Raw genomic sequence first — 23,201 nt, 5'->3', positions numbered from 1 at the left:
GAAATCCTCCGGGGTGTTTGTCATAGGGGGGAGTGTCACCGCAGGGATGACAACGTGTCCCGGACCTCGTTGAGGATCTCGCGGGAGGCGGACTCCGCGCCGTCGGCATCACGGGCCACGATGGCGTCGGCAAGCCGGTCGTGGTTGTCCAGGGCAACCTGCTCAGGGGTGTCCGGCTGCAGACCGTGGGCGGTGCGCCCCTCGAGGACCGCACTGATCGAGGGGATCAGGGCGGCGAACATCTCATTGTGGCAGTAGCGCAGGATCAGCTCATGGAACATGATGTCTGCATCCAGGAAATTCTTGGACGCGCCCATGCCGGATTCTCCGAGCTCACGCATCTCGGTGGCCAGCTCCTTGAAACGCCTGCGCTCCTCATCCGAGGCATGAAGGGCCACGCTGCGGGCCGCAATCGGTTCGATGGCGATGCGCAGCTCCGTCAACGACTGCAGCTGACCCTCGCGCTGGCCTTCGTCGTTGAGCCGCCAGCGGATGATGGACTTGTCGAACACCGCCCACTCGTCGCGGGGACGCACTGTGATACCGATGCGCCGGGAGGAAGACACCAGCCCGAGTTGTTCCAGGGCGCGCATGGCCTCACGGGCAACCGTCCGGGAGATCCCGAAACGCTCGCTGAGATCCATCAATTTGAAGGTATCGCCCACGGCGACTTTGCCACTGACGATCTCCTGACCAAGTTCGTCGAGAACATGCTCGAGCAGTGGCTTGGCGGGCGAGCCCGTTGATTTCTTTTCAGGGATCGGGGGCACCGTGCCTCCTCGTTTTCTATCTGATTGTTGTGCGGGCGGAAAAGACATCGAGGTGTTAATCCTGAGACATCATTAATGTGATTACCATTATTACTTTTTTTCACTTATTTTTCGAGGTTTTGCTACCCCCGATATCCAAAATCACAATAAAATCCATCTTCGAAACAGTAAAATCCCGGGTGTCCCTCCCCGCTGAGGGGTGGGACGCAACCCGGGATGGTCGGATCAGGTGGGGATTAACGTGCGCCCAATTCGGCATCGAGGTGTAGCAGACCGGAGCCGGAGTTACCTGCGATGCGGAGGCGGTCGAGGATCTCACCGACAGCTGCCTCCTCCTCGACCTGCTCCTCGAGGAACCAGTTGATCAGGGCGCGGGAATCATAATCCCGCTCAGCGTCCTGGACGGCGGCGAGTTCACGGATGAGACCGGAAATCTTCTGCTCGTGTGCCAGCGCCGCCTCGAATGCGTCGACGGCTGTGGATATGTCCAGCTTCGGAGGGGCGATGTCCCCGATCTGGGGGACGTATCCGCGGTCCAGCAGATGCTGGGAGAACTTGTGGGCGTGTTCCAGCTCCTCCTCACTCTGGGTTTTCATCCAGTCACGCATGCCGACGAGACCGAGATCATCAAGGACGTAGGAGAGCTGGAGATAGACCAGTGAGGCCTCCAGCTCTGCGGTGACCTGACTGTTCATTGTGTGTGCGAGTCGTTCGTTGATAGCCATGTTCCCGAAGATACACCCGCCTCGCCGTTGCGTCAGCCAAGGTTAGCGCACCATAACCTCCCTTTTTGTGAGTTGATGGAGCCGGTGTGGGCCATGTGGTGTGGCGCACGGCTCCCTTTTGTGGAAGGGGTGGAACGTGGCTGGTCTTCAAGACGTATTTAACTGCTGTGGTCAGCGTCATAATCGCCCGACTGTGCTCCCCGTGGCCGTGAGGGCTGTCTCCGGCACCGGTTCCGGAGGGGTGGGGTGGGTCCCGGTCGGGGCGGGGAGGGGGCGGCTGAAAATATATGCAGTTGTGATGAAATTAACTACCGGATCAGCGCTTCCTGGTAGTTCCGGTGGGGGTCTGAATGCCTCCTCACCCACAGGTGCGGCCGCCTACCTGAATGGGGCCGTAGCAGGTAGGGTCAGAGGGGTAATCGGGCCCCCATGCTGAGCGATGAGCACTGCTCGCGGGTTGCCCCGATCCCCATCCCCTTCATTCCTAGAGAGGAACAGCGCACCCCATGGCTGTAGATTCTGATCTGAGTGTCCACGAGGCATATCTGGCGAACCACCCGGCGCCCGTCGCTGCCATCAACTGGAATTCCATTCCTGATGACAAGGATCTCGAGGTGTGGGATCGCCTCACCGGTAACTTCTGGCTGCCGGAGAAGATCCCGGTGTCCAATGACATCAAGAGCTGGGGGACACTCACCGACAAGGAAAAACAGGCCACCATGCGTGTCTTCACCGGCCTGACCCTCCTGGACACCATCCAGGGCACCGTCGGTGCGGTATCTCTGCTGCCCGATGCGGAGTCCCTGCACGAGGAGGCCGTGCTCACCAACATCGCCTTCATGGAGTCGGTGCACGCCAAGTCCTACTCCAATATCTTCATGACCCTGGCCTCCACACCGCAGATCAATGATGCATTCCGGTGGTCCGAGGAGAATGAGGCGCTGCAGCGCAAGGCCAAGATCATCCTCGCCTACTACGAGGGGGAGGATCCGCTCAAGCGCAAGATCGCCTCGGTGATCCTGGAGTCTTTCCTCTTCTACTCGGGTTTCTACCTTCCGATGTACTGGTCCAGCCATGCGAAGCTCACCAACACCGCCGATGTGATCCGTCTGATCATCCGTGATGAGGCCGTGCACGGTTACTACGTGGGTTACAAGTATCAGAAGGCACTGGCGCGCGAATCTGCGCAGCGCCAGGAGGAGCTGAAGGAATACGCCTTCGATCTGCTCTACGATCTCTACGAGAATGAGACCCAGTACACCGAGGATCTCTACGATGAGCTCGGATGGACCGAGGATGTCAAACGATTCCTGCGGTACAACGCCAACAAGGCGATGAACAACCTCGGCTATGAGGGGCTGTTCCCGGCGGATGAAACCAAGGTCTCGCCGGCGATCCTTTCTGCGCTGTCCCCGAATGCGGATGAAAACCACGACTTCTTCTCCGGGTCGGGCTCCTCCTATGTCATCGGCAAGGCTGAGCACACCGAGGATGAAGACTGGGACTTCTAGGATTCCCGCGGCCTCCGTCCGATCCGCCTGGGGAGGGATGAGGGGGAGACGATCAGATCGCACGCCTGGCGCGTGCGATCTTTTTGTTTTTCGACACCTATATATAAGGAAGGCCATCGATGGGGGAGTGCCCGCACGGGGTCCGCGGGTAGGGGAAAACTTGTAATTCACTCCACCCGTACCCGGTGTGCGTCGGATTCCGTACCTGGGACTTGATCGCGGGGGTCCGCAGTGGGACAGCGAATTACAAGTTTTTCCTACCGTTGGATGGAGGGGTACGTCGTGGATAATTTTCGCCACGACAGCGATTTCCCCCTCGTTTCGGCCGGTCTCAACCTTTAGGTTGAGCCCACACGGGGGGTTATCCGGGTGGGGGTGGGGCGGGCCGATCGGGGTGTACCGTGCTGGTGAAATACAGCCCGGGTGTGAGGGGGTTCACACGAATGAATGAAACCCCATGGGAAACATCAACCGGTAGGTGAGGGGGAGGTCATCCAATGTAGGGAAAACATTTTTTCTCGGCCTGAAAAGGGATTACAGTTAGCTGCATACCGGCCTTTTTGGGCTGGCTTCGGATCCTGCCTGTCACCTAAGATAAGGCAGTGTTGTTAAAGGACGATCGGTAATCCGAATGGATCGTCCCGTAGTCAGGAGGAACCTATGACCGCTGTGGCGCCCAGGGTCGACGGACACGTCGCCCCGCAGAGGCCCGAGCCGACAGGCCATGCACGCAAGGGCAGCAAAGCATGGTTAATGATGACCACCACCGACCACAAGCAGCTGGGCATCATGTATATCATCATGTCCTTCAGCTTCTTCTTCCTCGGTGGCCTGATGGCTCTGCTCATCCGAGCTGAGCTTTTCACCCCGGGTCTTCAGTTCCTGTCGAATGAGCAGTTCAACCAGCTGTTCACCATGCACGGAACCGTTATGCTGCTGCTCTACGGCACCCCGATCGTTTGGGGCTTCGCCAACTACGTCCTGCCGCTCCAGATCGGTGCGCCTGACGTTGCCTTCCCTCGACTGAACGCCTTCGGCTTCTGGATCACCACCGTCGGTGGTGTCGCGATGCTGGCCGGCTTCCTGACCCCGGGTGGTGCTGCTGACTTCGGTTGGACCATGTACTCCCCACTGTCTGACTCCATCCACTCACCGGGCATCGGCTCCGACATGTGGATCATCGGTGTCGGCGCAACCGGTATCGGTTCGGTGGCATCCGCCATCAACATGCTCACCACCATCCTGTGCCTCCGTGCACCGGGAATGACCATGTTCCGTATGCCGGTCTTCACCTGGAACATCTTCGTCACCTCTGTTCTCGCTCTGCTGATCTTCCCGCTGCTGCTCGCTGCAGCCCTGGGTGTTCTGTACGACCGTAAGCTCGGTGGACACATCTACGATCCGGCCAATGGTGGCTCCATCCTCTGGCAGCACCTGTTCTGGTTCTTCGGCCACCCTGAGGTGTACGTCCTGGCACTGCCGTTCTTCGGCATCATCTCCGAGATCATCCCTGTGTTCTCCCGCAAGCCGATGTTCGGTTACATCGGCCTGGTGTTCGCAACCCTGTCCATCGGTGCACTGTCCATGGCTGTGTGGGCTCACCACATGTTCGTCACCGGTGCGGTTCTGCTGCCGTTCTTCTCCTTCATGACGTTCCTGATCTCGGTTCCGACCGGTGTCAAGTTCTTCAACTGGGTGGGAACCATGTGGAAGGGTCACATCACCTGGGAGACCCCGATGATCTGGGCTGTGGGCTTCATGTCCACCTTCCTCTTCGGTGGTCTGACCGGCATCATGCTGGCCTCCCCGCCGCTGGACTTCCACCTGTCCGACTCCTACTTCCTGATCGCGCACTTCCACTACACCCTCTTCGGTACCGTGGTGTTCGCATCCTGTGCAGGCGTCTACTTCTGGTTCCCGAAGATGACCGGCCGCATGATGGACGAGCGTCTGGGCAAGATCCACTTCTGGCTGACCTTCGTCGGTTTCCACGGCACCTTCATGGTCCAGCACTGGCTGGGCAACATGGGTATGCCACGTCGTTACGCCGACTACCTGGACTCCGATGGTTTCACCACCCTCAACCAGATCTCCACGATCTTCTCCTTCCTGCTCGGACTCTCCGTCATCCCATTCGTGTGGAACGTGTTCAAGTCCTGGCGCTACGGTGAGCTTGTGACCGTCGATGACCCATGGGGTTACGGCAACTCCCTGGAGTGGGCTACCTCCTGCCCTCCTCCTCGCCACAACTTCACCTCCCTGCCCCGCATCCGCTCCGAGCGCCCTGCGTTCGAGCTGCACTACCCGCACATGATCGAGCGCATGCGCCGTGAGGCTCACGTCGGTGAGCACGATCTGCGTGCAGAAACCACCCAGTCGCCTACTCCAGCTGAAGTACGCTAAGGGCTAGATAAGTCCCCTCCGACTGCAATGACCCCGGTAGATAATCTGCCGGGGTCAATGTCGTTTCCCCCGTTGAATCATGAGAGAATGATCGTCGTGACTGAAAGTTTCCAGATCGATAACGAACCCGCCCAGACCGGTCAGCAGGTGGCGCTGCGTGAGGGATACAGCCCCGCAGTGATCACCGTCAGCGGCAAGGACCGCCCCGGTGTCTCCGCCGCCTTCTTCCGGGTGCTGGCGGCCAACAAGGTGCAGGTTCTGGATGTTGAACAGACCATCTTCCGTGGCTTCCTCAGCCTCGCCGCCTTCGTCGGCATCGAGCCGGGCCGCGTGGAGACCGTGACCGATGGTCTGACCGAGACCCTCAAGGTGCACGGACAGTCCGTTCTCGTGGAGATGCAGGACACCCTCGTGTCCTCCCGTCCCCGTTCCTCCCACGTCGTGGTCATCCTCGGTGATCCGGTAGACGCCATCGATCTGTCCCGCGTCGGCCAGACCCTCGCCGATTACGATGCCAACATCGATACCATCCGTGGTATCTCCGATTACCCCGTCACCGGCCTGGAGCTGAAGGTCACGGTGCCGGACACCAGCCCGGGCGGTGCCCAGAAGATCCGTAAGGCGCTTGCCGGACTGACCACGGAACTCAATGTTGATATCGCCATCGAGCGTTCGGGTCTGCTGCGTCGATCCAAGCGGCTGGTCTGCTTCGACTGCGATTCCACCCTCATCACCGGTGAGGTCATCGAGATGCTCGCGGCTCACGCCGGTAAGGAGGCTGAGGTCGCCGAGGTCACCGAACGTGCCATGCGCGGTGAGCTGGATTTCGAGGAGTCGCTGCGTGAGCGGGTCAAGACGCTCGCCGGTCTGGATGCCTCCGTCATCGACGAGGTGGCCCGCGACATCGTCCTGACCCCGGGGGCCAGGACCACCATCCGCACCCTCAAGCGCCTCGGTTACAAGACCGCGGTGGTCTCCGGTGGGTTCATCCAGGTGCTCGAGGACCTGGCGGAGGAGCTGGAGCTGGATTATGTCCGCGCGAACACCCTGGAGATCGTCGACGGCAAGCTGACCGGCCGTGTGACCGGTGAGATCGTGGACCGTGCCGCCAAGGCGAAGCTGCTGCATGAGTTCGCCGAGGATTCCGGGCTGAAGATGTATCAGACCGTGGCTGTCGGTGATGGTGCCAACGACATCGACATGCTCTCCGCCGCGGGTCTCGGCATCGCCTTCAATGCCAAGCCGGCGCTCAAGGAGATCGCGGACACCTCCGTCAATCACCCGTTCCTGGATGAGGTCCTCCACATCCTGGGTATCTCCCGCGATGAGATCGACCTCGCCGACCTCGAGGACGGCAGCTACCGTCGCGTCCCCCTGGAGCGCTAGACCACCGATGCTTGACGACGCTTCGCTGGCCACCGCCCACCGTCTGCTCAGCGCGCGGGTGTCCGACGGGCCCCACTCGGAGGACCCGTCGGACCCGTCCACGGTGCAGGCCATGCAGTTGGCACTGCATATCCCGAAGACTGATCCGCCGCGCAGGACAGATGTGTTGGATGCGGCGGCGAGAAGCGTCGTCAAGCTCTGTCTCGACGGGCGGGTGGCCACCGACCCGGATTTCCGCGCGGCGCTGGAGCGCTGGTATGACCACCTGATCCGGAAGGTGGCGCGCAGGGCGCGCAACGCCGCATGGGACCGGGTGCAGGAGCTGCCCGGTGTCACGGTCACCGATGATTCCGCCCAGGTGCGTGCCTTTGTGCCCTGCGCGGTCAGTGAGGTGCCGGACGCGGTCCGGAAACTGCAGATCTCCGGCACGGAGCTGCCCCTGGATGAGCCGAAACCCATTGACGATGATCATCCGGTCATTTACATCGACGCCTCCCTGGAGATGACCTTGGGCAAGGCCGCCGCCCAGGTGGGTCACGCCTCGATGCTGCTGGCGGCACATCAACCACTCGAGTGGGTCCGGGAGTGGGCCGCCGCGGATTTCGCCCTGCATGTCCGTGAGGTCCCACCGGCGGAGTTCGCCGGGAAGCTCTCCGCCCCCGGTGCGGTGCCGGTCCGTGATGCCGGTTTCACCGAGGTCGCAGCGAATTCCGTGACGGTGGTCGCGGTTCCCTAGTCGGTAGCCACCAGGCGTTTCAACGCCGCACGCACGGTATCACCGTTGGTGGTCTCCCAGAACCGCGGCATGGAAGAGCGCAGGAAACTGCCGTAGCGTTTGGTCACCAGCCGCGAATCCAGCACCGCCACCACGCCACGGTCGGTGACGTGTCGCAGCAGGCGGCCGGCGCCCTGCGCCATGAGCAGGGCCGCGTGGGTGGCGGCGACCTCCATGAACCCGTTGCGTCCCTCCGCGTCGGCAGCCTCCTTGCGGGCCTGCAGCAGGGGATCATCCGGGCGGGGGAAGGGGATGCGGTCGATCAGGACCAGCGACAGGGACCTCCCCGGCACATCCACACCCTGCCACAGGGTGAGCGTGCCGAACAGACAGGTGTTCTCGGACTCGGCGAATTTCTTCACCAGTGCGCCGGTGCTGTCATCACCCTGGCACAGCACATCAAAGGGCAGGCGCAGGCGCATGGCCTCGGTGGCCTGGACCGCGGCCCGCTTCGAGGAGAACAACCCGAGGGTCCTGCCACCGGCGGCCATGATGAGCTCGTAGATCTCATCCAGGGTCTCCTGTGGCAGGCCATCGCGTCCCGGATCCGGCAGGTGCCGTGCGGTGTAGAGGATCCCCGACTTCGCCGGGTCGAAGGGGGTGCCGGCGTCGAGGGAATCCCAGGTGCCCTTCGGCAGCCCCCAGCTGGCGGCCATGGCATTGAAATTGCCGCCGATGGTGAGCGTCGCACTGGCCAGCACCACGGTGTTGTCGGTGAACAGTTTCTGGTGGAGCAGCCCCGCCACGGACAGCGGCGCCACGTTGAGGGAGTCACCGCGCCGATCATCCTGGTTGTGCCACACCACGTCCTGCTGCTTGGCGGCGTCCTCCTCCTCGAATACCTCCAGGATGCGCACGATGGAGTCGTGGATCTCCTGCAGATGGTTGGTGAGGTTCTGCCGCTCGGCGTTGCGCTCGGGATCGTTGGCGGCCTCGCCCTCGGGGGCGGCGGCGATGGTCTGGCGCAGTGACCACAGGGCGTCGCGAAGCGCCACGAGGGTGCCCTTGGAGCCGTCGTCGAGATCGCGCCACCTGCCGGGACGCATGGTCTGGAACAGCAGCTCCAGGTCACCGGCGAGCTCGGTGAGCTTCTCCTCGCGGCCGTTGGAGTCGAGCTTCCCGGCGCGGCGGGCCGCCAGGTTGAGGGAGTTGACGGTGATCTCCGCGGAGGCAACCGCGGTGATACGGCCATCGAGTTCATGGGCCTCGTCGATCACCACGACATCATGCTCGGGCAGGACATTGACATCCGAGAGCGCATCGATGGCGAGCAGCGCGTGATTGGTGACCACCACGTCGGATTCCCGGGCGGTGGCGCGGGCGAGTTCGGCGAAACACTCCTCACCGTGGGGGCAACGGGAGGCGCCGATGCATTCACGGGCGGTCACACTGACCTGCTTCCACGCCAGGTCCGGCACACCCGGATCCAGATCGTCGCGGTCCCCGGTCTCAGTCTCATTGGCCCACTCATGCAGCCGGACGATGTGTCTGCCCAGCCAGGAGATGTCCTCCTCCCCGATGAGGGCATCCTCCGGTTCCGGTTCGCGGGCGATCTTGTTCATGCACAGGTAGTTGGACCGGCCCTTCATGATGGCGAAGGTGGGACGTCGTTCCAACAGGGGTTCCAGGGCATCGGCCAGACGTGGCAGGTCACGGTTGACCAGCTGACGCTGCAGGGCGATGGTGGCGGTGGAGACGATCACTGTGGAATCAGTCGTCTGCGCGTACCGGATCGACGGCACCAGGTACGCCAGGGATTTACCCGTGCCGGTACCGGCCTGGACCGCGAGGTGACGTTTGTTGTCGAAAGCCCGGGTCACGGCCTCGGCCATGGCCTCCTGGCCCGCGCGCCGGGCACCACCGAGTGACTCGACGGCGGCGGTGAGCAGCTCCCCGGTGGTGGGGGTGCTGGTTTCCTCCGTGCTGGTTTCTTCCGTGACGGACTGCTGGGTGGTGGGATCGGCGTCAGACATCCCCCACAGTGTATCGGCCGGTGTGCGGGGTGCGAAAACCTCAGGATCGGGGGGAATCACCTGCGCTTTCGGCCCTGTGTTCGGCAACCAGACAGACCCAGGCCCACCGGCAGGCCAGTACCGTCACCACGAGCATGAGGAGGTTGCGCAGGGTGAGGACGACCACCGACAGCAGTGATGGTGGTCCCTCAATGAAGTAGTCGAAGAGCAGGGGGAAGAACCAGGATGTCAATCCGGCGGCGATCACCATGAGTACCCCGATGGACCGGGTGGGGCGACCACCGTCGAGGGCGATCATCACCGCGATGAGCGGGCCGAACCACAACAGGTACTGTGGCGAGAACACCTTGGAGGTCACCACGATGAGCAGGACCAGCGCCAGCCAGTAGGCACGGGTCGCCACAGGGAGGGGCTCCCCGGTGCGGAGGAGGCGTCGGGTGGTCACCACCACAGCGGTCAGCGCCACACCCAGAGAGGCCACGCCCGACATGATCAGTGCGGCATTCACGCCGGTGCCGAAGACCTCGAAGCTTTTCGACGATGCATACGTGACGCTCCACCCAGTATCGAACGCAGCCAACCAGATGAAGGGAGTGGCCAGCAGCGTCTCCGACTGGAGTCCACGGTCCACCTGGTACTGCAGGGGTGAGACCACCCGCCACCACCCGGAGGTGACCAGGGTCAGCACCGCCAGAAGGAGGATGGCACCGGCCCACCAGGCGAGGCGGGCCCAGGTCCCACGGTTGCGCCACGGCCCCACCAACCCCGTGGCCAGCGCCAGCGGCCAGAGTTTCACCGCGGTGGCCACCCCCAGGAATGCGGCAGCGATCCGGGGGTTCCTCCCGATCCACACCGCCGCCCCCGCCACGAGGACACCGGGCAGCAGATCCAACCGGGCGATCATCACCGGCCCGATGAGCATGCCGAACAGAATCCAGAAGGAGAAACCCCACCACGCATCCCACCGGTTTTCCCCTCCGGCGCAGCGTCGCGCGAGCCAGACCGAGAGTGCGGCATCCAGGAGCAGACAGAAGATGATCACCCCCAGGGTGAAGGAGTTCAACCCCTCGGTGAGCCATCCGATCACCCGCAGCGGGATGACCGTGGCATCCGGGTATTCCACGAGGGCACGGCCCCCGACGGCCTCCTTCTCCACCCCCTCCAGGTAATAACGCACATCACCCCACTGTTCGTGCTGTCGCAGTGAGAACCACACCATGACCAGCCGGGTTGCCACCCAGGAACCAGTGGTGAGGAGGAGGGATGCGCGTCGGGACATAGCGGAAATCTTAATGGCTGTGCCCACACCGGGTAGTCACTACTTGGGCTGGGTGATGCACGCTACCGTTGCAGGCCGGTGGAGAGGTGTCTTAACCTGGAGAAATCACGTCACTATCCACACCCGGACTATGAAGACGGCCCCCGTACGGGCCGGCGCAGGAGGACGCCGATGACGCAGCAACTGGTACGCAGGGCAACGACGATCCTGGCGATGGCGATCCTCACCACCTCCGCCGGTGGGGTGGTGGCTTCCGCGCAGGAATCCACCGTCCCGGGTTCTATCGGGCAGCGGCTCACACAGACGTCCACGGACCTCATGCCGGAGATCCGCCCCCCGGCGACCACCGCCCGTGCCTACGTCGCCTTCGGTGATTCCTTTGCAGCCAACCCCGAGATCCCCCTGCAGATGGTGGGCCTGCTCAACCGGAAATGTGTGCAGAGTCCCCAGGGATACCCGGAACGGGTGGGCAGGGAGCGGTTCGAGGGGGATTACGCCAACTACACCTGTAATAATGCGACCCTGACGGGTGCCGCCGGACGTGGCGTCATCGACATGATCCACCAGGCGCAGGCCAATGGCGATCTCGGTTCTGACACCCGATTGGTCACCCTTGGCGCCGGGGGTGCGGATGACTGGAACCCCCAGCTGGGTGGGCTGCCTGATTTCGGAGCGTTCCTCGGTGGCCAGAACGTCACGCGGGAAGCATGGGTGGCCAGGATGACCCCGGTGCTGGAGGCACTACGGGCCGCGGCACCCCGGGCGAGGGTGATGTTCATCGGTTATCCGGAGATCGACGATGGCAGGGGCGGTGTCTGTGTGCTCAACCTCAGCGACGGGCCCGGGGGCAGCAGCGACACCAACCTCCCGGTCGCGGTGCCGGTGCGGATCGGAGAGCTGCTGGACACCATCAACGGTCATGCCGCCGACAATGAGCACCTGGGGTATGAGTTTGTCGATACCGATGTCCCCGGGACGGGGACCTGTGCGGATCCGAGCCAGCAGTGGGTGCGCTCCGTGGTTGATCTACCCGGCGCAGGTGACGGACTGCGGATGCCGGTCCATCCCACCGCACTGGGGGAGCGGGGTATGGCCGACCTGATCATCTCCCGTCTCTAGGAGGCGGGGAAGCCGGTGAACCGGGTGTGCAGGACCGGTTCATCCCGGGATAACGCCAACCCCTCCCAGGGCAGGGTCACCAGCTGATCAGCCAGGTAGGACCGTGACTGCTCCAGGGTTGCCAGGCCATCGACCGCCTCACCATCGCGCATGAGGGGAATGGTCAGGTCCAGGGTGGCCAGCTTCCCGGTGTCCGGACGGTCGGAGTGGTAGGGGTAGACGATCTCCTCGATGGCGGTGCCGGTGGAACGGTGGGTGCGCACCGCCTTCTTCGCACCACCATGGCTGGCCTTGTTGCGTGACCGCTTGGCCACGGGGTGACCGTCGACCTCCACCAGCTTGTACACCAGGCCCGCGGTGGGCGCCCCGGAACCGGTGACCACCGAGGTACCCACGCCGAACACATCGACCGGTTCACCGCGCAGCCCCGCGATGGTGAACTCATCCAGGTCGGAGGAGACCACGATCTTGGTGTTGTGTGCACCCAGGTCATCGAGCTGTTGCCGCACCTGTCGCGCCAGAACACCCAGATCCCCGGAGTCGATCCGGACCCCACCGAGGTCGGTGCCGGCAACCTCGATGGCGGTTTCCACACCCCGGGCGATGTCATAGGTGTCCACCAGCAGGGTGGTCTCCACACCGAGCTGATCCACCTGGGAACGGAAGGCCGCGGCTTCATTCGGGGTGCCGTCATCATTGATGTGCAGCAGGGTCCACGCATGCGCCGAGGTGCCGGAGGCCGGGATTCCGTAGCGGAAGGACGCCTCCAGGTTGGAGGTGGCGGAGAACCCGGCGAGGTAGGCGGCACGGGAGGAGGTTACCGCGGCATATTCATGGGTCCGACGTGACCCCATCTCGATGATCGGGCGGCCATCGGCTGCGGTGACCATCCGGGCGGCGGCCGAGGCGACGGCGGAATCCGCATTCATGATCGAGAGGATGACGGTCTCCAGCACCACGCATTCCGCGAAGGTGCCACGCACGGTGAGCAGCGGGGAGTGGGGGAAGTAGAGCTCGCCCTCGCGGTAACCGTCGATCTGACCGGTGAACCGGTAACTGGCGAGGAAATCACGGGTGCGCTGATCCAGGAAATCAAGATCGGCGAGCTGCTCGTCGGTGAAGGTGAAATCCTTGACCGCGTGGAGCACCCGGGCGGTTCCGGCCACCACACCGTAACGGCGTTCATTGGGAAGGCGGCGACTGAACACCTCGAAGGTGACCTGGCGGTCGGCGGTGCCGTCCGCGAGCGCCGCCTGGAGCATGGTGAGCTCGTACTTATCGGTCAACAGTGCCGTTGACCTCTCTGGGGGGATGGAGGATGCGGTTGATTTCACCCCTTCGATCCTACGGAAAAGCTACAGCTGTCTGAACTGCACCACGGCATAGGTGGTTCCGTCGGTCTCGGCGACCCCGACTCCGATCTCCCGGTTATCCGGGTGCATCAGTGCGGCGTAGTTCAAACCATCGTCCGCCCACAGCTCGAGAAAGTCATCCACGGAGGCACTGTCGGTGTCCTGGTGGGCCTGGAGCATGAGGATGCGCCCTGAATCGGCGGTGGTCATTTTATGTCCACCTGCGGTGGCGTTGACCACGGCCTGTCGCTGGGCGCTGGCATGCAGTTCGAGGTCGAAATCGACCGGGATGTCCCGGTGGTAGTTGATCGCCCGGAGCAGGTCGGTGCGCATCTGTTCATTGACCACCGGCGGCGGGTTGTCACCATCGGTGTCACCACTGGAATCATCCAGACCGGTGAGCACCGTGGCGACGGTGATGACCAGCGTCAACAGGACCGACAGGATGGGTACCAGGTTGGTCAGGGAATCCACCACGGTGCCGTTGGTAATGCCGGGCCTGCGGATCGCAGCCCTGATCGAGGAATCGAGATCCCGCATCGAGTCGACCTCCCGTCGAATGCCTGTCGTATTGTCCGTTCAACGATAACAGAGCGCCGTTGCAGTCAGCGAGCCCCGCGGATGCCGCACCGACGGTGACCGGTCCGGGAAATCCCCTGGTAGAACCAGTGCTGTGGAGCCGGGAGTGGATTAACCGTGATGTGCCCTGCACCGGTGGAAGGGAGTTGACTAGGCTGAACCATATGAATGGCCTGCATCACTTACACTGTCACGGGGCTGTTGACACACCCGACCTGCCTCCGGTGTCCGCAGAATCGGACACCGCGGTGGTGGGGGCATCCGGCGTGCCACCCGTGTGTTCATCACCGTCCGCACCCACCGCCGAACCCGATGTGGAGATGGATGTCCACACCGTCTCCAGCGAGAACCTGCCCTGGTTGTGCATCGTCTGGGATGACCCGGTGAATCTGATGAGTTATGTCACCTACGTCTTCCAGACTGTGTTGGGCTATAGCAGGAAACGTGCCAATGAGCTGATGATGCAGGTACACACCGAGGGCAAGGCGGTCGTCAGCTCCGGGGAGAAGGACAAGGTTGAAGGTGACGTGAAAAAGCTTCACGTCGCGGGCCTGTGGGCAACAATGCAGCAGGCCGGATAGGGGATTAGTATATGCAGCCATGGAAGCGCAGGAAGGCGCTCATGAGATCCGCCCGGTACACCTGTGTGCTGGAACCGATGGAACGCGAGGTGCTGGGTAATCTGTCCGCGGTGGTGCTGGAGGCCCTGATCCACCGTGCGCAGGACGCGCCGAAGGATCCCCTGGCCGAATTGACCGGCATCCCGAGCGGGCACAAGGAGGCGCCCCGGGACCCCGCCCTGGCACGGTTGCTCCCGGATTTCCAGCAGGAGGGCGATGAGGAATACGACGGTGACAACTCACTCTTGCGCTCCCTCCATGAAAATGACATCACCCGGCAGAAGATCGCCAACCTGCAGGTGATCAACTCCGCACTCGGGCCGGATGGGGGCGTCGCGGTCTCCATCCCCGAGGAGGAGGCCCACGCCTGGCTGGCGGGACTCAATGACATCCGCCTCTACCTGGCCTCCGGGGAGCTCAAGGGCGGGGAGGCCGCGGAGGAGGACCGCGAGAATCTGGTGCAGTGGCTGGCCTACAACCAGGAATCCCTGCTGGAAGCGATGATGGGGTCCTGAGATGAGCCCTGTCGGCGGAATGCTGTGCGATGTCCCGGGAATCCACCTGGGCCATGTCACCTCAGGTGACACCGGTGTGACCGTCGTGGTGGCACCGGGTGGTGCCTTCGCCGGGGTGGATGTCCGCGGCGGGGGACCGGGCACCCGGGAGACTGATCTCCTCGAACCCCACAACACGGTGCAGCAGGTCCATGCCGTGGCCCTGTGCGGTGGATCGGCCTATGGGCTGGCCGCCGCCGACGGGGTGATGTACGCACTGGAGGAACGCGGAATCGGTTTCCCGGTGCTGGGACCTGACCGACCGGGGCCGATCGTCCCGATCGTGCCCGCCGCGGTGATCTTCGACCTGCTGGTCGGTGATCCCACCAACCGTCCCACCCGTGAGCACGGGCTGACCGCCGTGGACCATGCGCTCGCCGGCCGCCAGCGTGAGGTCTCCGGCAGCATCGGCGCCGGCACCGGGGCCACCGCCGGTCACCTGCGTGGCGGTTTCGGTCAGGCCTCCACGACGGTGGGGGAGTTCGTGGTGGCCGCGGGCATCGTGGCGAACCCGGTCGGGGAGGTCGTCGACCCGACAACCGGCACCCTCTACGGGGCGCCGGGACGGCCGGCGGTGGACGTCGACAAGCTCGCTGCCGTGCCGCACCCCGCCGCGGACCTCAACACCACCATCGGCGTGATCGCCACCAACGCGCCCGTGACCAAGGCGCAGGCCAAACGCCTGGCACTGACCGGGCACGACGGGCTGGCGCGGGCGGTGCGTCCCTCGCATTCGCCGATGGACGGTGACACCCTCTTCGCCCTGTCCACCGGGGATGGAACAGGCGTGGACGCGACACTTCTGGCATCCTTGTGCGCAGCGGCCGCCGACTGCGTGCAGAACGCCATCGTCGACGCCGTCACCTCCGCCAGCCCGGGCCACGGGCTGACCACCTACCGAGAACTGATCCCATGAGTTACAACAACTTCGGAAATTCCCCCTACAACAACACCGGATTCGGTTCCAGCGGATTCACCCCACCCACCGGCGGGCCTGTCAAACCCTGGCAGCGCCGCACACCCCAGATGGGCCAGCAGCTGAAGGACAAGTCCTCCATCCGGACGGGCCTGACCTTCGCGGTCGGTTTCGTGGTGGTGATCTGGGCGGTCCACTTCATCAACGTACTCACCGGTGGGCTGCTCAACTACTGGGGTATCCACCCCCTGGACACCAGCGCCCTGTGGCATATCTTCACCTCACCGCTGCTGCACTCCAACTTCGACCACCTCATGAGCAACACCGTGCCCGGTGCGATCTTCTGTTTCATCATCGGCATGAGTGGCAAACGGGTGTTCTGGGAGGTCACGCTGCTCATTGTGCTCATCGGCGGCATAGGCACCTGGCTGTTCGGCGGGGTGGGAACCAACCACATCGGTGCCTCCGGGCTGATCTACGGCTGGCTGGGATATCTCATCGTCCGGGGCCTGTTCAACCGTGATTTCAAACAATTCCTCGTCGGCCTGGCACTGGCCTTCATCTACTCGGGTCTGTTCTGGGGCCTGCTGCCCATCTACCCGGGTGTGTCCTGGCAGGCGCACCTGTTCGGTGGCGTCGGTGGCGTGGCCGCGGGGGCGTTCATCGCCTCCGATGACCCGGCGGCGCTGCGGGCGAAAAAGGAGAAGAAACAGCTGAAGAAGCAGATGAGGAAACAGGGGCGACAGCAGGGATACTGAAAAATCCGACCTGCGCGCCGATCAGGGTGTGTTAACAGGGCCCTCGATGGGCGGGCAGTAGCGAATGTCACTATCCTGGGTTGACATGACAAGCGAGAACACAGTTTCAGCGACTTCGGATGATGTCTGGTTGAACCAGGAACAGCAGGATGTATGGCTGAACATCTGGTCCATGCGCGTATGGCTCCCCGCTCGCCTTGATGCCCAGCTGAAGAAGCAGAACGGCCTCAGCAACTTCGACTACTTCGCCCTCGCACAGATCTCCATGGCTCCCGAGCGTCGTCTGCGCATGAGTGAACTGGCGGAACTGTCCGACATGACCCTGTCCCACCTCTCGCGCGTGGTGACCCGCCTGGAGAAGGCCGGCTGGGTCCGCCGCGAACCCGACCCCACCGACGGCCGTGCCACCGTGGCGGTGCTCACCGAGGACGGGTGGGACAAGGTGGTGGAGGCCGCGCCGGGACATGTCGGTGAGGTCCGCCGTCTCATCTTCGACAATCTCACCGATGAGGAGCTCAAGGTTCTGGGCACCGCGATGGAGAAGATCATCGCCGCGCTCGACCCACCCCGGATGCCCCGGGTGTAGCGGCCGGGGTGGAAGGGATCAGCTGATGTAGATCACGGCGTTCTCACCCGCGGTGCAGGTGACAAACTCGCCGTTGTCCACGCAGTCGACATCGTAGGTCATGCCGGTCGCCGGGCTGGTGGCGCGCACCTGCCCGTTCAGCTGCCCGGTGTCCAGGTAGTAACGGACGAAGGCATCCCGGACATTGAGCGCGAACCCCGGTGAGGTGCTCGAGGTGCCGGTGTAGACATTGTTGAGGTCCCCACCCGGGAGATTCTGGGTGGCTGCATCATTGACGGGGGAGTGTCCGGCGGGCAGCGCCGGCGCGGTGGGGCGCCCGGCCGGAATGTCGGTGGGCTCGGCGGGTTCCGGGGTGGGCTCGGGGGCAGGTTCGGGTGCCTGCTCCGGTTCGGCCTCCACAATCGGGGTCTCGGTGACCACCACGGTCTGCGGCACCGGATCGTCGGAGCCGAGACCTGTGACCACATAGGCGACCGCACCCACGACAACCAGCAACAACACCACCAGGAGACCGATGGTGATCCCGGTGGCGCGGGTGTCGCGCCGCACCGGCGCGACAGTGATCCCCGGACCGTGCACAGCGACCGGGGCGTCCATGCCCTCCTGGATCGCGGGGAATTCATCGGTATCGGGACCGGGCCGCGTATCCGACATGGGGGAGTGTCCTCTCGATCAGCAGGGGGTGTGCCCATATTGTGGCATATCCCGCCCATGACATCAGCTGGTCCCGTCTGGGCCAGTGGTGGCGCCGGGCTACTATTGGACCCTGTGAGTGATTATAGTGCCTCAATGATCGAACGACCCATCCCGGGTGCGGACGCCCCCATCGGAATCTTCGACTCCGGGGTCGGGGGGCTCACGGTGGCCCGCACGATCATCGACCAGCTGCCGCATGAATCGATCATCTACATCGGTGACACCGCCAACGGACCCTATGGTCCGCTGCCCATCGCGCGGGTCCGTGAGCACGCGCTGCGAATCGCCGATGAACTGGTGGAGCGCGGGTGCAAGATGATCGTCATCGCCTGCAACACCGCCTCGGCAGCCTTCCTGCGCGACGCCAGGGAGCGTTACGACGTCCCGGTGGTCGAGGTTATCCTTCCCGCGGTACGCCGTGCGGTGGCCGCCACCCGCAATGGGAAGGTCGGTGTCATCGGCACGGTGGGCACCATCAACTCGGGGGCTTACCAGGATCTGTTCGCAGCCAGCCCCTCCATCGAGGTGCATGCCGCGGCCTGCCCCCGGTTCGTTGATTTCGTGGAACGCGGCATCACCTCCGGCCGACAGATCCTCAACATCGCCGAGGGGTATCTCGAACCGCTCCAGGCACAGGGGGTGGACACCCTCGTGCTGGGGTGCACCCACTATCCGTTGCTCTCCGGTGTCATCCAGCTGGCCATGGGGGATCATGTCACCCTGGTCTCCAGCGCGGAGGAAACAGCCAAGGACGTGTTGCGCATCCTCAGCCAGAATGACCTCCTGGCGGATCCCACGATGCACCCCACGCCCACCTACAGCTTTGAATCAACCGGCGATCCGGAATTGTTCTCCCAGCTCAGCCGGAGGTTCCTCGGCCCGGTTGTGACCCAGATCCGTCATAATATGGTGTAAGGGTTTGACTACAAAAAGGGCCAAAAGCGCGCACCTGGGCAGAACTCGTGGCAGAGTAGCCGTATGAGATTGACCATCCTCGGAAGCTCCGGAAGTGTGCCCGCACCGGGCAATCCCGCCTCCGGATATCTGGTGTCCTCCCCGGGCGCGCCCTCCCTGCTCATGGACATGGGCCCCGGGGTGCTTGCAGCTCTCCAAAAGATACAGGACCCCACGGACACCCATGTGGCCTTCTCCCATCTCCACACCGATCACTGCGCGGATTTCGCCTCCCTGTTGGTGTGGCGCCGCTTCCACCCCTACGCCCCCGCACCGGGGCGTAATCTGTGTTTCGGCCCCACGGACACCCCCAACCGTCTCGGGCGTCTGAGTTCGGATGATCCCGAGGGGATCGATGACATGGCCGACACCTTCGCCTTCTCCCCCTGGGTCAGTGGTCAGCCGGAGCTGGTGGACAAATTCACCGTCACCCCCTTCCGTGTGGTCCACCCCATCCAGGCCTATGCCATGCGGGTGGAGGAGCACGGCACCGGTGCCACCCTCGCCTATTCCGGGGACAGTGCCTACACCGAGGCGCTCATCGACGCGGCCCGGGATGTGGATGTCTTCCTCTGTGAGACCACCTGGGGTCCGTCGTGTGAGGGTAAGATCCCGGGCATGCACATCTGTGGTCAGGATGCCGGTCAGATCGCCGCGGCCGCCGGGGTGAAGAAACTGATCGTCACCCATGTCCCGCCGTGGGCGGATAAGGAGGCAACCCTCGCCGCCGCCGCGCAGTACTATGACGGACCCATCGAGCTGGGTGTACCGGGAATGGAGATGACCATCTAGGGCTGTCGGTGTTTCGTCGATAAGCATCCCCGGGTGGGGCACAGGTAACCTGTTACCCATGACTTCAACAACGAGCTTCACCCGCGCCGACGGTCGCGCCCAGGACCAGATGCGTACCGTCAAGATCACCCGTGGTTTCACCACCAACCCCGCCGGCTCCGTGCTCATCGAGTTCGGCAACACCCGCGTCATGTGCACCGCATCCGTGGAACTGGGGGTACCCCGCTTCAAGCGTGACTCCGGCGAGGGCTGGCTCACCGCCGAGTACGCCATGCTGCCCGCCGCCACCGCGGAACGCAACCGCCGCGAGTCCATGGCCGGCAAGGTCAAGGGCCGCACCCACGAGATCTCCCGCCTGATCGGCCGTTCCCTGCGTGCCGCTGTGGACCTGTCCCAGCTCGGTGAGAACACCATCGCCATCGACTGTGATGTCCTCCAGGCCGACGGTGGCACCCGCACCGCCGCGATCACCGGTGCCTACGTCGCCCTCGCCGATGCCATCCGGGTGCTCAAGGAACAGGGCGTGGTCCCCGGCGACCCTCTGCTGCCCCCCGTGGCCGCCGTCTCCGTCGGGCTTATCGACGGCCAGCCCTGCCTCGACCTGCCCTACGAGGAGGATGTCCGCGCCGACGTGGACATGAACGTGGTCATGACCGAATCCGGTGAGTTCGTCGAGATCCAGGGCACCGGTGAGGAAACCACCTTCACCCGCGCCCAGCTCAACGAGATGCTCGACATCGCCGAGAAGGGCTGCCGTGAACTCGTCCATGCACAGAAGGCCGCCCTGGGAATCTGATATGAAGCTGCTTGTCGCCTCCAACAACGCCAAGAAACTGGGTGAACTCCAGCGCATCCTCGACCAGGCCGGCATCGAGAATGTGGAACTGCTCGCCCTGGCGGATGTCCCGTCCTACCCCGAACCCGTGGAGGACGGCCGCACCTTCACCGAGAACGCCCTGATCAAGGCCCGCGCCGGGGCCTCCAACACCGGCCTGATCACCCTGGCCGACGACTCCGGTCTGGAGGTCGATGCCCTCAACGGCATGCCCGGCGTGTTGTCCGCCCGGTGGGCGGGTAAACACGGCAACGACCAGGCCAACAATGATCTGCTGCTGGCACAGATTGCCGACATCCCGGAGGAACACCGGGGCGCGGCGTTCGTCTCCGTATGCGCGATCGTCACCCCGGATGGGCGGGAGTTCGTGGAGGAGGGCCGCTGGCATGGCACCCTGCTGCGCGAACCCGTGGGCACCAACGGCTTCGGCTACGACCCACTGTTCGTCCCCATGGAGGAATCCCTCATCGAGGGCCGCGACCGTTCCTCCGCGCAGCTGACCGCGCAGGAGAAGGACGCCCTGTCCCACCGTGGCAAGGCGCTGCGTGCCCTGGTGCCCGCCATTGCAGAGCTCGCCGGGCAGTAGACCCACACCTGCACAACAACAGCACTGTGGCCGCTCACATCCCTTCGGGGATATGGGCGGCCACAGTGCTGTCAATGCTGTCGGGCCGGTTGCCGGTGGCTCAGACCGTGTCCGGCTGGTCGAGCTGAAAGGTCTCGATGACCTCCTTGCGACGGTTGTTCTCCACGAAGAAGGACAGCAGGGGCACCACACCGGCGATAGCGGTGGTGAACCAGCGCTTGGGATCCCACCGCGCCTTCAGACCCAGGTTGAGGGTGCACAGCAGGAAGACGATGTACACCCAGCCGTGGGCGATGGGGATGAACGTGGCCCAGGAGGGGAGGTCCATCTGCAGGATGTATTTCATCACCATCTCCACCACCAGGGCCAGCAGGAACACACCGGTGACCCATGCGGCAACAGAGAAGGCGGTCAGTGCTGTGCGGACGCGTTTCTTGCGCTCCGGGTGGATCTGGATGGTCTGGGTCGGCGTAGTCACGGGGTGAAAATCCTCGGGGTCCTCGGGGGCGGAAAACCGCTGGGCGGTTCTACTGGAGTGGTTCTGGTGAACAGGTCGGTTGGTGGGCCGGGAAAGTTCCCCGGTGGGGTCAGGCCCGGTGGCGTCGACGACGCGATGGATCATTGAGGCGGTTGAATTCCTCAACATCAAGGGTGGGCCGGCTGGGGAGGAAGTCATCATCGATCTCAGTGACCGCGTCCGGGTTGTCCACCAGGCTGGGGCGGCGGGAGATCATGAAATCCTCCTCCTCGGCATCCCCTGCAGGCGGGGTATCCCGCGGCTTGTCCGCGTCCGGATGGCGGGCGAGTTCGGCCGCCAGGTTCTCCCGGTCAATCGACTGGTTTTCATACTCCAGATACTTGCGGTAGGCGAAGATGAGGAAACCACCGATCACCGGCCACTGGAAGGCATAACCCAGGTTCTGAAACGTACCGGAACCCGACTGGAAGCGGGTCCACTGCCACCACGCCAGGGCCAGAGCCACAGCGAAGCAGATAATAAGGAAAACGACATGGCTCAGTCGTACCTTCTTCTTGGTTTTCAATTCAGACCGACCTTGCTCACTCACAAATACCAAGGATACCCCCGTTTTCCTTCCACGCGAATTTCGTTATGGACACCACATTGTTTGTTGTGTATCAGGCACCATGTATGATCAAGTGCGCTGTCGCACCGGGATCACCCCGGGCAGATACAATACGGCGCCTGTGGCGGAATTGGCAGACGCGCTGGATTTAGGTTCCAGTGTCCCAGGACGTGAGAGTTCAAGTCTCTCCAGGCGCACAGAATAGTTGCACAACAGGTACAGGGAAAATGCCCAGTAGGAGTGACAACGGATAGCCCGGTCGATTGACCGGGCTATCTCTGTATTGTCTTCACCTTTTCCGGGGTCTGCGAAGCGCAACGGTGAGTTGTGTCGGGCTGTATAGGACGCTACTAGAAGTAGATGCCGTGGTTGGCGAACCAGCCGACCGGATCAACCGGTCCCATGCCGGCGGGGTGGATCTCGAAGTGGAGGTGGGAGCCGGTGGAGAAACCCTCGCTGCCCATGCCGGCGATGGTCTGGCCGGCAGACACCCGCTCGCCGACGGAGACATAGAGTGCGGACATGTGTCCGTAGACCGCCATGGAACCGTCGTCGTGCTGGACGCGGATCCACTGGCCGTAACCGGAGGCGGGGCCGGAGTTGATCACGGTGCCGCTCATGACGGAATAGATCGGGGTGCCGATGGCGTTGGCGATATCGATGCCGTTGTGCATGGTTCCCCAGCGGGGACCGAACCCGGGGGTGAAGGTACCGTGGGCGGGGCGGACCACACTGGGTGCTGCGATCGTGGCGTTGTATGGCGCGACGGTGGTCAGCTGGGAGGACATGGCGGCGAAGTCCGCGGGGATGGCGGGCTGTGCGGTGGCGGTGGGTGCGCCGGCCAGTCCGGCGGTTGCGACGGTGCCGGCTGCCACGGCGGCCAGGGTGAGGCGCCTGCGGAAGATGTTGCGGGTGCATCCGGAGTTGAACATGGGGTTCCTTCAGGG

General features: G+C 63.5%; 24 protein-coding genes and 1 tRNA gene. 15 read left to right on the top strand and 10 right to left on the bottom strand.

All coding sequences use genetic code 11. From position 1 onward, the window contains the following. Positions 1-35: 35 nt before the first annotated feature. Complete coding sequence (locus tag CE_RS11980; protein WP_006768428.1) at positions 36-770, bottom strand: FadR/GntR family transcriptional regulator; 735 nt, start codon at positions 768-770, stop codon at positions 36-38. A gap of 236 nt (positions 771-1,006) precedes the next feature. Further along, entirely contained in the window at positions 1,007-1,495 is a 489-nt protein-coding gene (locus CE_RS11975; RefSeq protein WP_006768427.1) for a ferritin, read from the bottom strand. Between the two features lie 506 nt (positions 1,496-2,001). On the opposite strand from CE_RS11975, the gene nrdF reads away from it, so the two are divergent. From nrdF to CE_RS11955, 4 genes are all read left to right on the top strand, one after another. Next, on the top strand, positions 2,002-3,006 hold the full coding sequence (gene nrdF / locus CE_RS11970) for a class 1b ribonucleoside-diphosphate reductase subunit beta (protein ID WP_006768426.1): 1,005 nt from the start codon (positions 2,002-2,004) through the stop codon (positions 3,004-3,006). 660 nt (positions 3,007-3,666) lie between these two features. Then, on the top strand, positions 3,667-5,409 hold the full coding sequence (gene ctaD / locus CE_RS11965; protein WP_006768424.1) for an aa3-type cytochrome oxidase subunit I: 1,743 nt from the start codon (positions 3,667-3,669) through the stop codon (positions 5,407-5,409). Positions 5,410-5,496: 87 nt separating this feature from the next. Then, positions 5,497-6,795, top strand: a complete 1,299-nt coding sequence (gene serB / locus CE_RS11960; protein ID WP_006768423.1) for a phosphoserine phosphatase SerB — start codon at positions 5,497-5,499, stop codon at positions 6,793-6,795. Between the two features lie 7 nt (positions 6,796-6,802). Then, entirely contained in the window at positions 6,803-7,531 is a 729-nt protein-coding gene (locus tag CE_RS11955; protein ID WP_006768422.1) for an aminoacyl-tRNA hydrolase, read from the top strand. Here the strand turns inward: CE_RS11955 and CE_RS11950 are convergent. Both CE_RS11950 and CE_RS11945 read right to left on the bottom strand, forming a co-directional pair. Next, positions 7,528-9,543 carry an ATP-dependent DNA helicase gene (locus CE_RS11950; protein ID WP_006768421.1) on the bottom strand — a complete coding sequence of 672 codons (2,016 nt, stop codon included), beginning with the start codon at positions 9,541-9,543 and terminating at the stop codon, positions 7,528-7,530. The genes CE_RS11955 and CE_RS11950 overlap by 4 nt on opposite strands. A 40-nt stretch (positions 9,544-9,583) precedes the next feature. Beyond that, positions 9,584-10,822: a glycosyltransferase 87 family protein gene (locus CE_RS11945; RefSeq protein ID WP_006768420.1), complete on the bottom strand. Its 1,239-nt coding sequence runs from the start codon at positions 10,820-10,822 to the stop codon at positions 9,584-9,586. A 171-nt stretch (positions 10,823-10,993) separates the two neighbouring features. On the opposite strand from CE_RS11945, the gene CE_RS11940 reads away from it, so the two are divergent. Further along, entirely contained in the window at positions 10,994-11,941 is a 948-nt protein-coding gene (locus CE_RS11940; RefSeq protein ID WP_006768419.1) for an SGNH/GDSL hydrolase family protein, read from the top strand. Here CE_RS11940 and CE_RS11935 read toward each other — a convergent pair. Together CE_RS11935 and CE_RS11930 are read right to left on the bottom strand one after the other, a co-directional pair. Continuing rightward, positions 11,938-13,275: a nicotinate phosphoribosyltransferase gene (locus tag CE_RS11935; RefSeq protein WP_011075909.1), complete on the bottom strand. Its 1,338-nt coding sequence runs from the start codon at positions 13,273-13,275 to the stop codon at positions 11,938-11,940. The two genes, CE_RS11940 and CE_RS11935, sit on opposite strands and share 4 nt — an antisense overlap. Before the next feature lie 21 nt (positions 13,276-13,296). Continuing rightward, positions 13,297-13,833, bottom strand: coding sequence for a CAP domain-containing protein (locus CE_RS11930; protein WP_006768417.1), 537 nt, complete (start codon positions 13,831-13,833; stop codon positions 13,297-13,299). A 359-nt stretch (positions 13,834-14,192) separates the two neighbouring features. Between CE_RS11930 and clpS the strand changes: the two genes are divergently transcribed. The 5 genes from clpS (at position 14,193) to CE_RS11905 (ending at position 17,306) form a co-directional block, all read left to right on the top strand. After that, entirely contained in the window at positions 14,193-14,453 is a 261-nt protein-coding gene (clpS, locus tag CE_RS11925; RefSeq protein ID WP_006768416.1) for an ATP-dependent Clp protease adapter ClpS, read from the top strand. An 11-nt stretch (positions 14,454-14,464) separates the two neighbouring features. Next, positions 14,465-15,007, top strand: coding sequence for a DUF2017 domain-containing protein (locus CE_RS11920; RefSeq protein WP_006768415.1), 543 nt, complete (start codon positions 14,465-14,467; stop codon positions 15,005-15,007). A gap of 19 nt (positions 15,008-15,026) precedes the next feature. Next, positions 15,027-15,962, top strand: a complete 936-nt coding sequence (locus CE_RS11915; protein WP_006768414.1) for a P1 family peptidase — start codon at positions 15,027-15,029, stop codon at positions 15,960-15,962. After that, entirely contained in the window at positions 15,959-16,720 is a 762-nt protein-coding gene (locus CE_RS11910) for a rhomboid family intramembrane serine protease (protein ID WP_011075905.1), read from the top strand. Before CE_RS11915 ends, CE_RS11910 begins: the two co-directional genes overlap by 4 nt. A gap of 85 nt (positions 16,721-16,805) precedes the next feature. Beyond that, on the top strand, positions 16,806-17,306 hold the full coding sequence (locus tag CE_RS11905) for a MarR family winged helix-turn-helix transcriptional regulator (protein ID WP_173362578.1): 501 nt from the start codon (positions 16,806-16,808) through the stop codon (positions 17,304-17,306). An 18-nt stretch (positions 17,307-17,324) separates the two neighbouring features. Here the strand turns inward: CE_RS11905 and CE_RS11900 are convergent, their stop codons facing one another. Further along, positions 17,325-17,960, bottom strand: a complete 636-nt coding sequence (locus tag CE_RS11900; RefSeq protein WP_006768411.1) for a hypothetical protein — start codon at positions 17,958-17,960, stop codon at positions 17,325-17,327. 135 nt (positions 17,961-18,095) lie between these two features. On the opposite strand from CE_RS11900, the gene murI reads away from it, so the two are divergent. The 4 genes from murI (at position 18,096) to CE_RS11880 (ending at position 21,169) form a co-directional block, all read left to right on the top strand. Next, a complete protein-coding gene (gene murI / locus CE_RS11895; RefSeq protein WP_006768410.1) occupies positions 18,096-18,917 on the top strand; it encodes a glutamate racemase in 822 nt (273 codons plus the stop codon). 63 nt (positions 18,918-18,980) lie between these two features. Beyond that, the gene (locus CE_RS11890; protein ID WP_011075903.1) at positions 18,981-19,748 is read left to right on the top strand and encodes an MBL fold metallo-hydrolase; all 768 of its coding nucleotides are present in this window, start codon (positions 18,981-18,983) and stop codon (positions 19,746-19,748) included. 58 nt (positions 19,749-19,806) lie between these two features. Next, on the top strand, positions 19,807-20,544 hold the full coding sequence (rph, locus tag CE_RS11885) for a ribonuclease PH (RefSeq protein WP_006768408.1): 738 nt from the start codon (positions 19,807-19,809) through the stop codon (positions 20,542-20,544). A gap of 1 nt (position 20,545) precedes the next feature. Continuing rightward, positions 20,546-21,169 carry a non-canonical purine NTP pyrophosphatase gene (locus CE_RS11880; protein ID WP_006768407.1) on the top strand — a complete coding sequence of 208 codons (624 nt, stop codon included), beginning with the start codon at positions 20,546-20,548 and terminating at the stop codon, positions 21,167-21,169. A 100-nt stretch (positions 21,170-21,269) separates the two neighbouring features. On the opposite strand, the gene CE_RS11875 is transcribed toward CE_RS11880, so the two are convergent. Both CE_RS11875 and CE_RS11870 read right to left on the bottom strand, forming a co-directional pair. Continuing rightward, positions 21,270-21,647 (bottom strand): DUF3817 domain-containing protein, encoded by a 378-nt coding sequence (locus tag CE_RS11875; protein ID WP_035109013.1) that lies wholly within the window; start codon positions 21,645-21,647, stop codon positions 21,270-21,272. 109 nt (positions 21,648-21,756) lie between these two features. Continuing rightward, entirely contained in the window at positions 21,757-22,236 is a 480-nt protein-coding gene (locus CE_RS11870) for a membrane protein (protein WP_035108872.1), read from the bottom strand. A gap of 133 nt (positions 22,237-22,369) precedes the next feature. Between CE_RS11870 and CE_RS11865 the strand changes: the two genes are divergently transcribed. After that, positions 22,370-22,451 (top strand) — tRNA-Leu (locus CE_RS11865). Between the two features lie 153 nt (positions 22,452-22,604). Here CE_RS11865 and CE_RS11860 read toward each other — a convergent pair. Further along, positions 22,605-23,186 (bottom strand): M23 family metallopeptidase, encoded by a 582-nt coding sequence (locus tag CE_RS11860; RefSeq protein ID WP_006768404.1) that lies wholly within the window; start codon positions 23,184-23,186, stop codon positions 22,605-22,607. Positions 23,187-23,201: the final 15 nt, after the last annotated feature.

This window comes from Corynebacterium efficiens YS-314 (assembly GCF_000011305.1).
GTDB classification, from domain to species: Bacteria; Actinomycetota; Actinomycetes; order Mycobacteriales; family Mycobacteriaceae; genus Corynebacterium; species Corynebacterium efficiens.
This window is presented reverse-complemented; position numbering and strand designations above follow the sequence as displayed.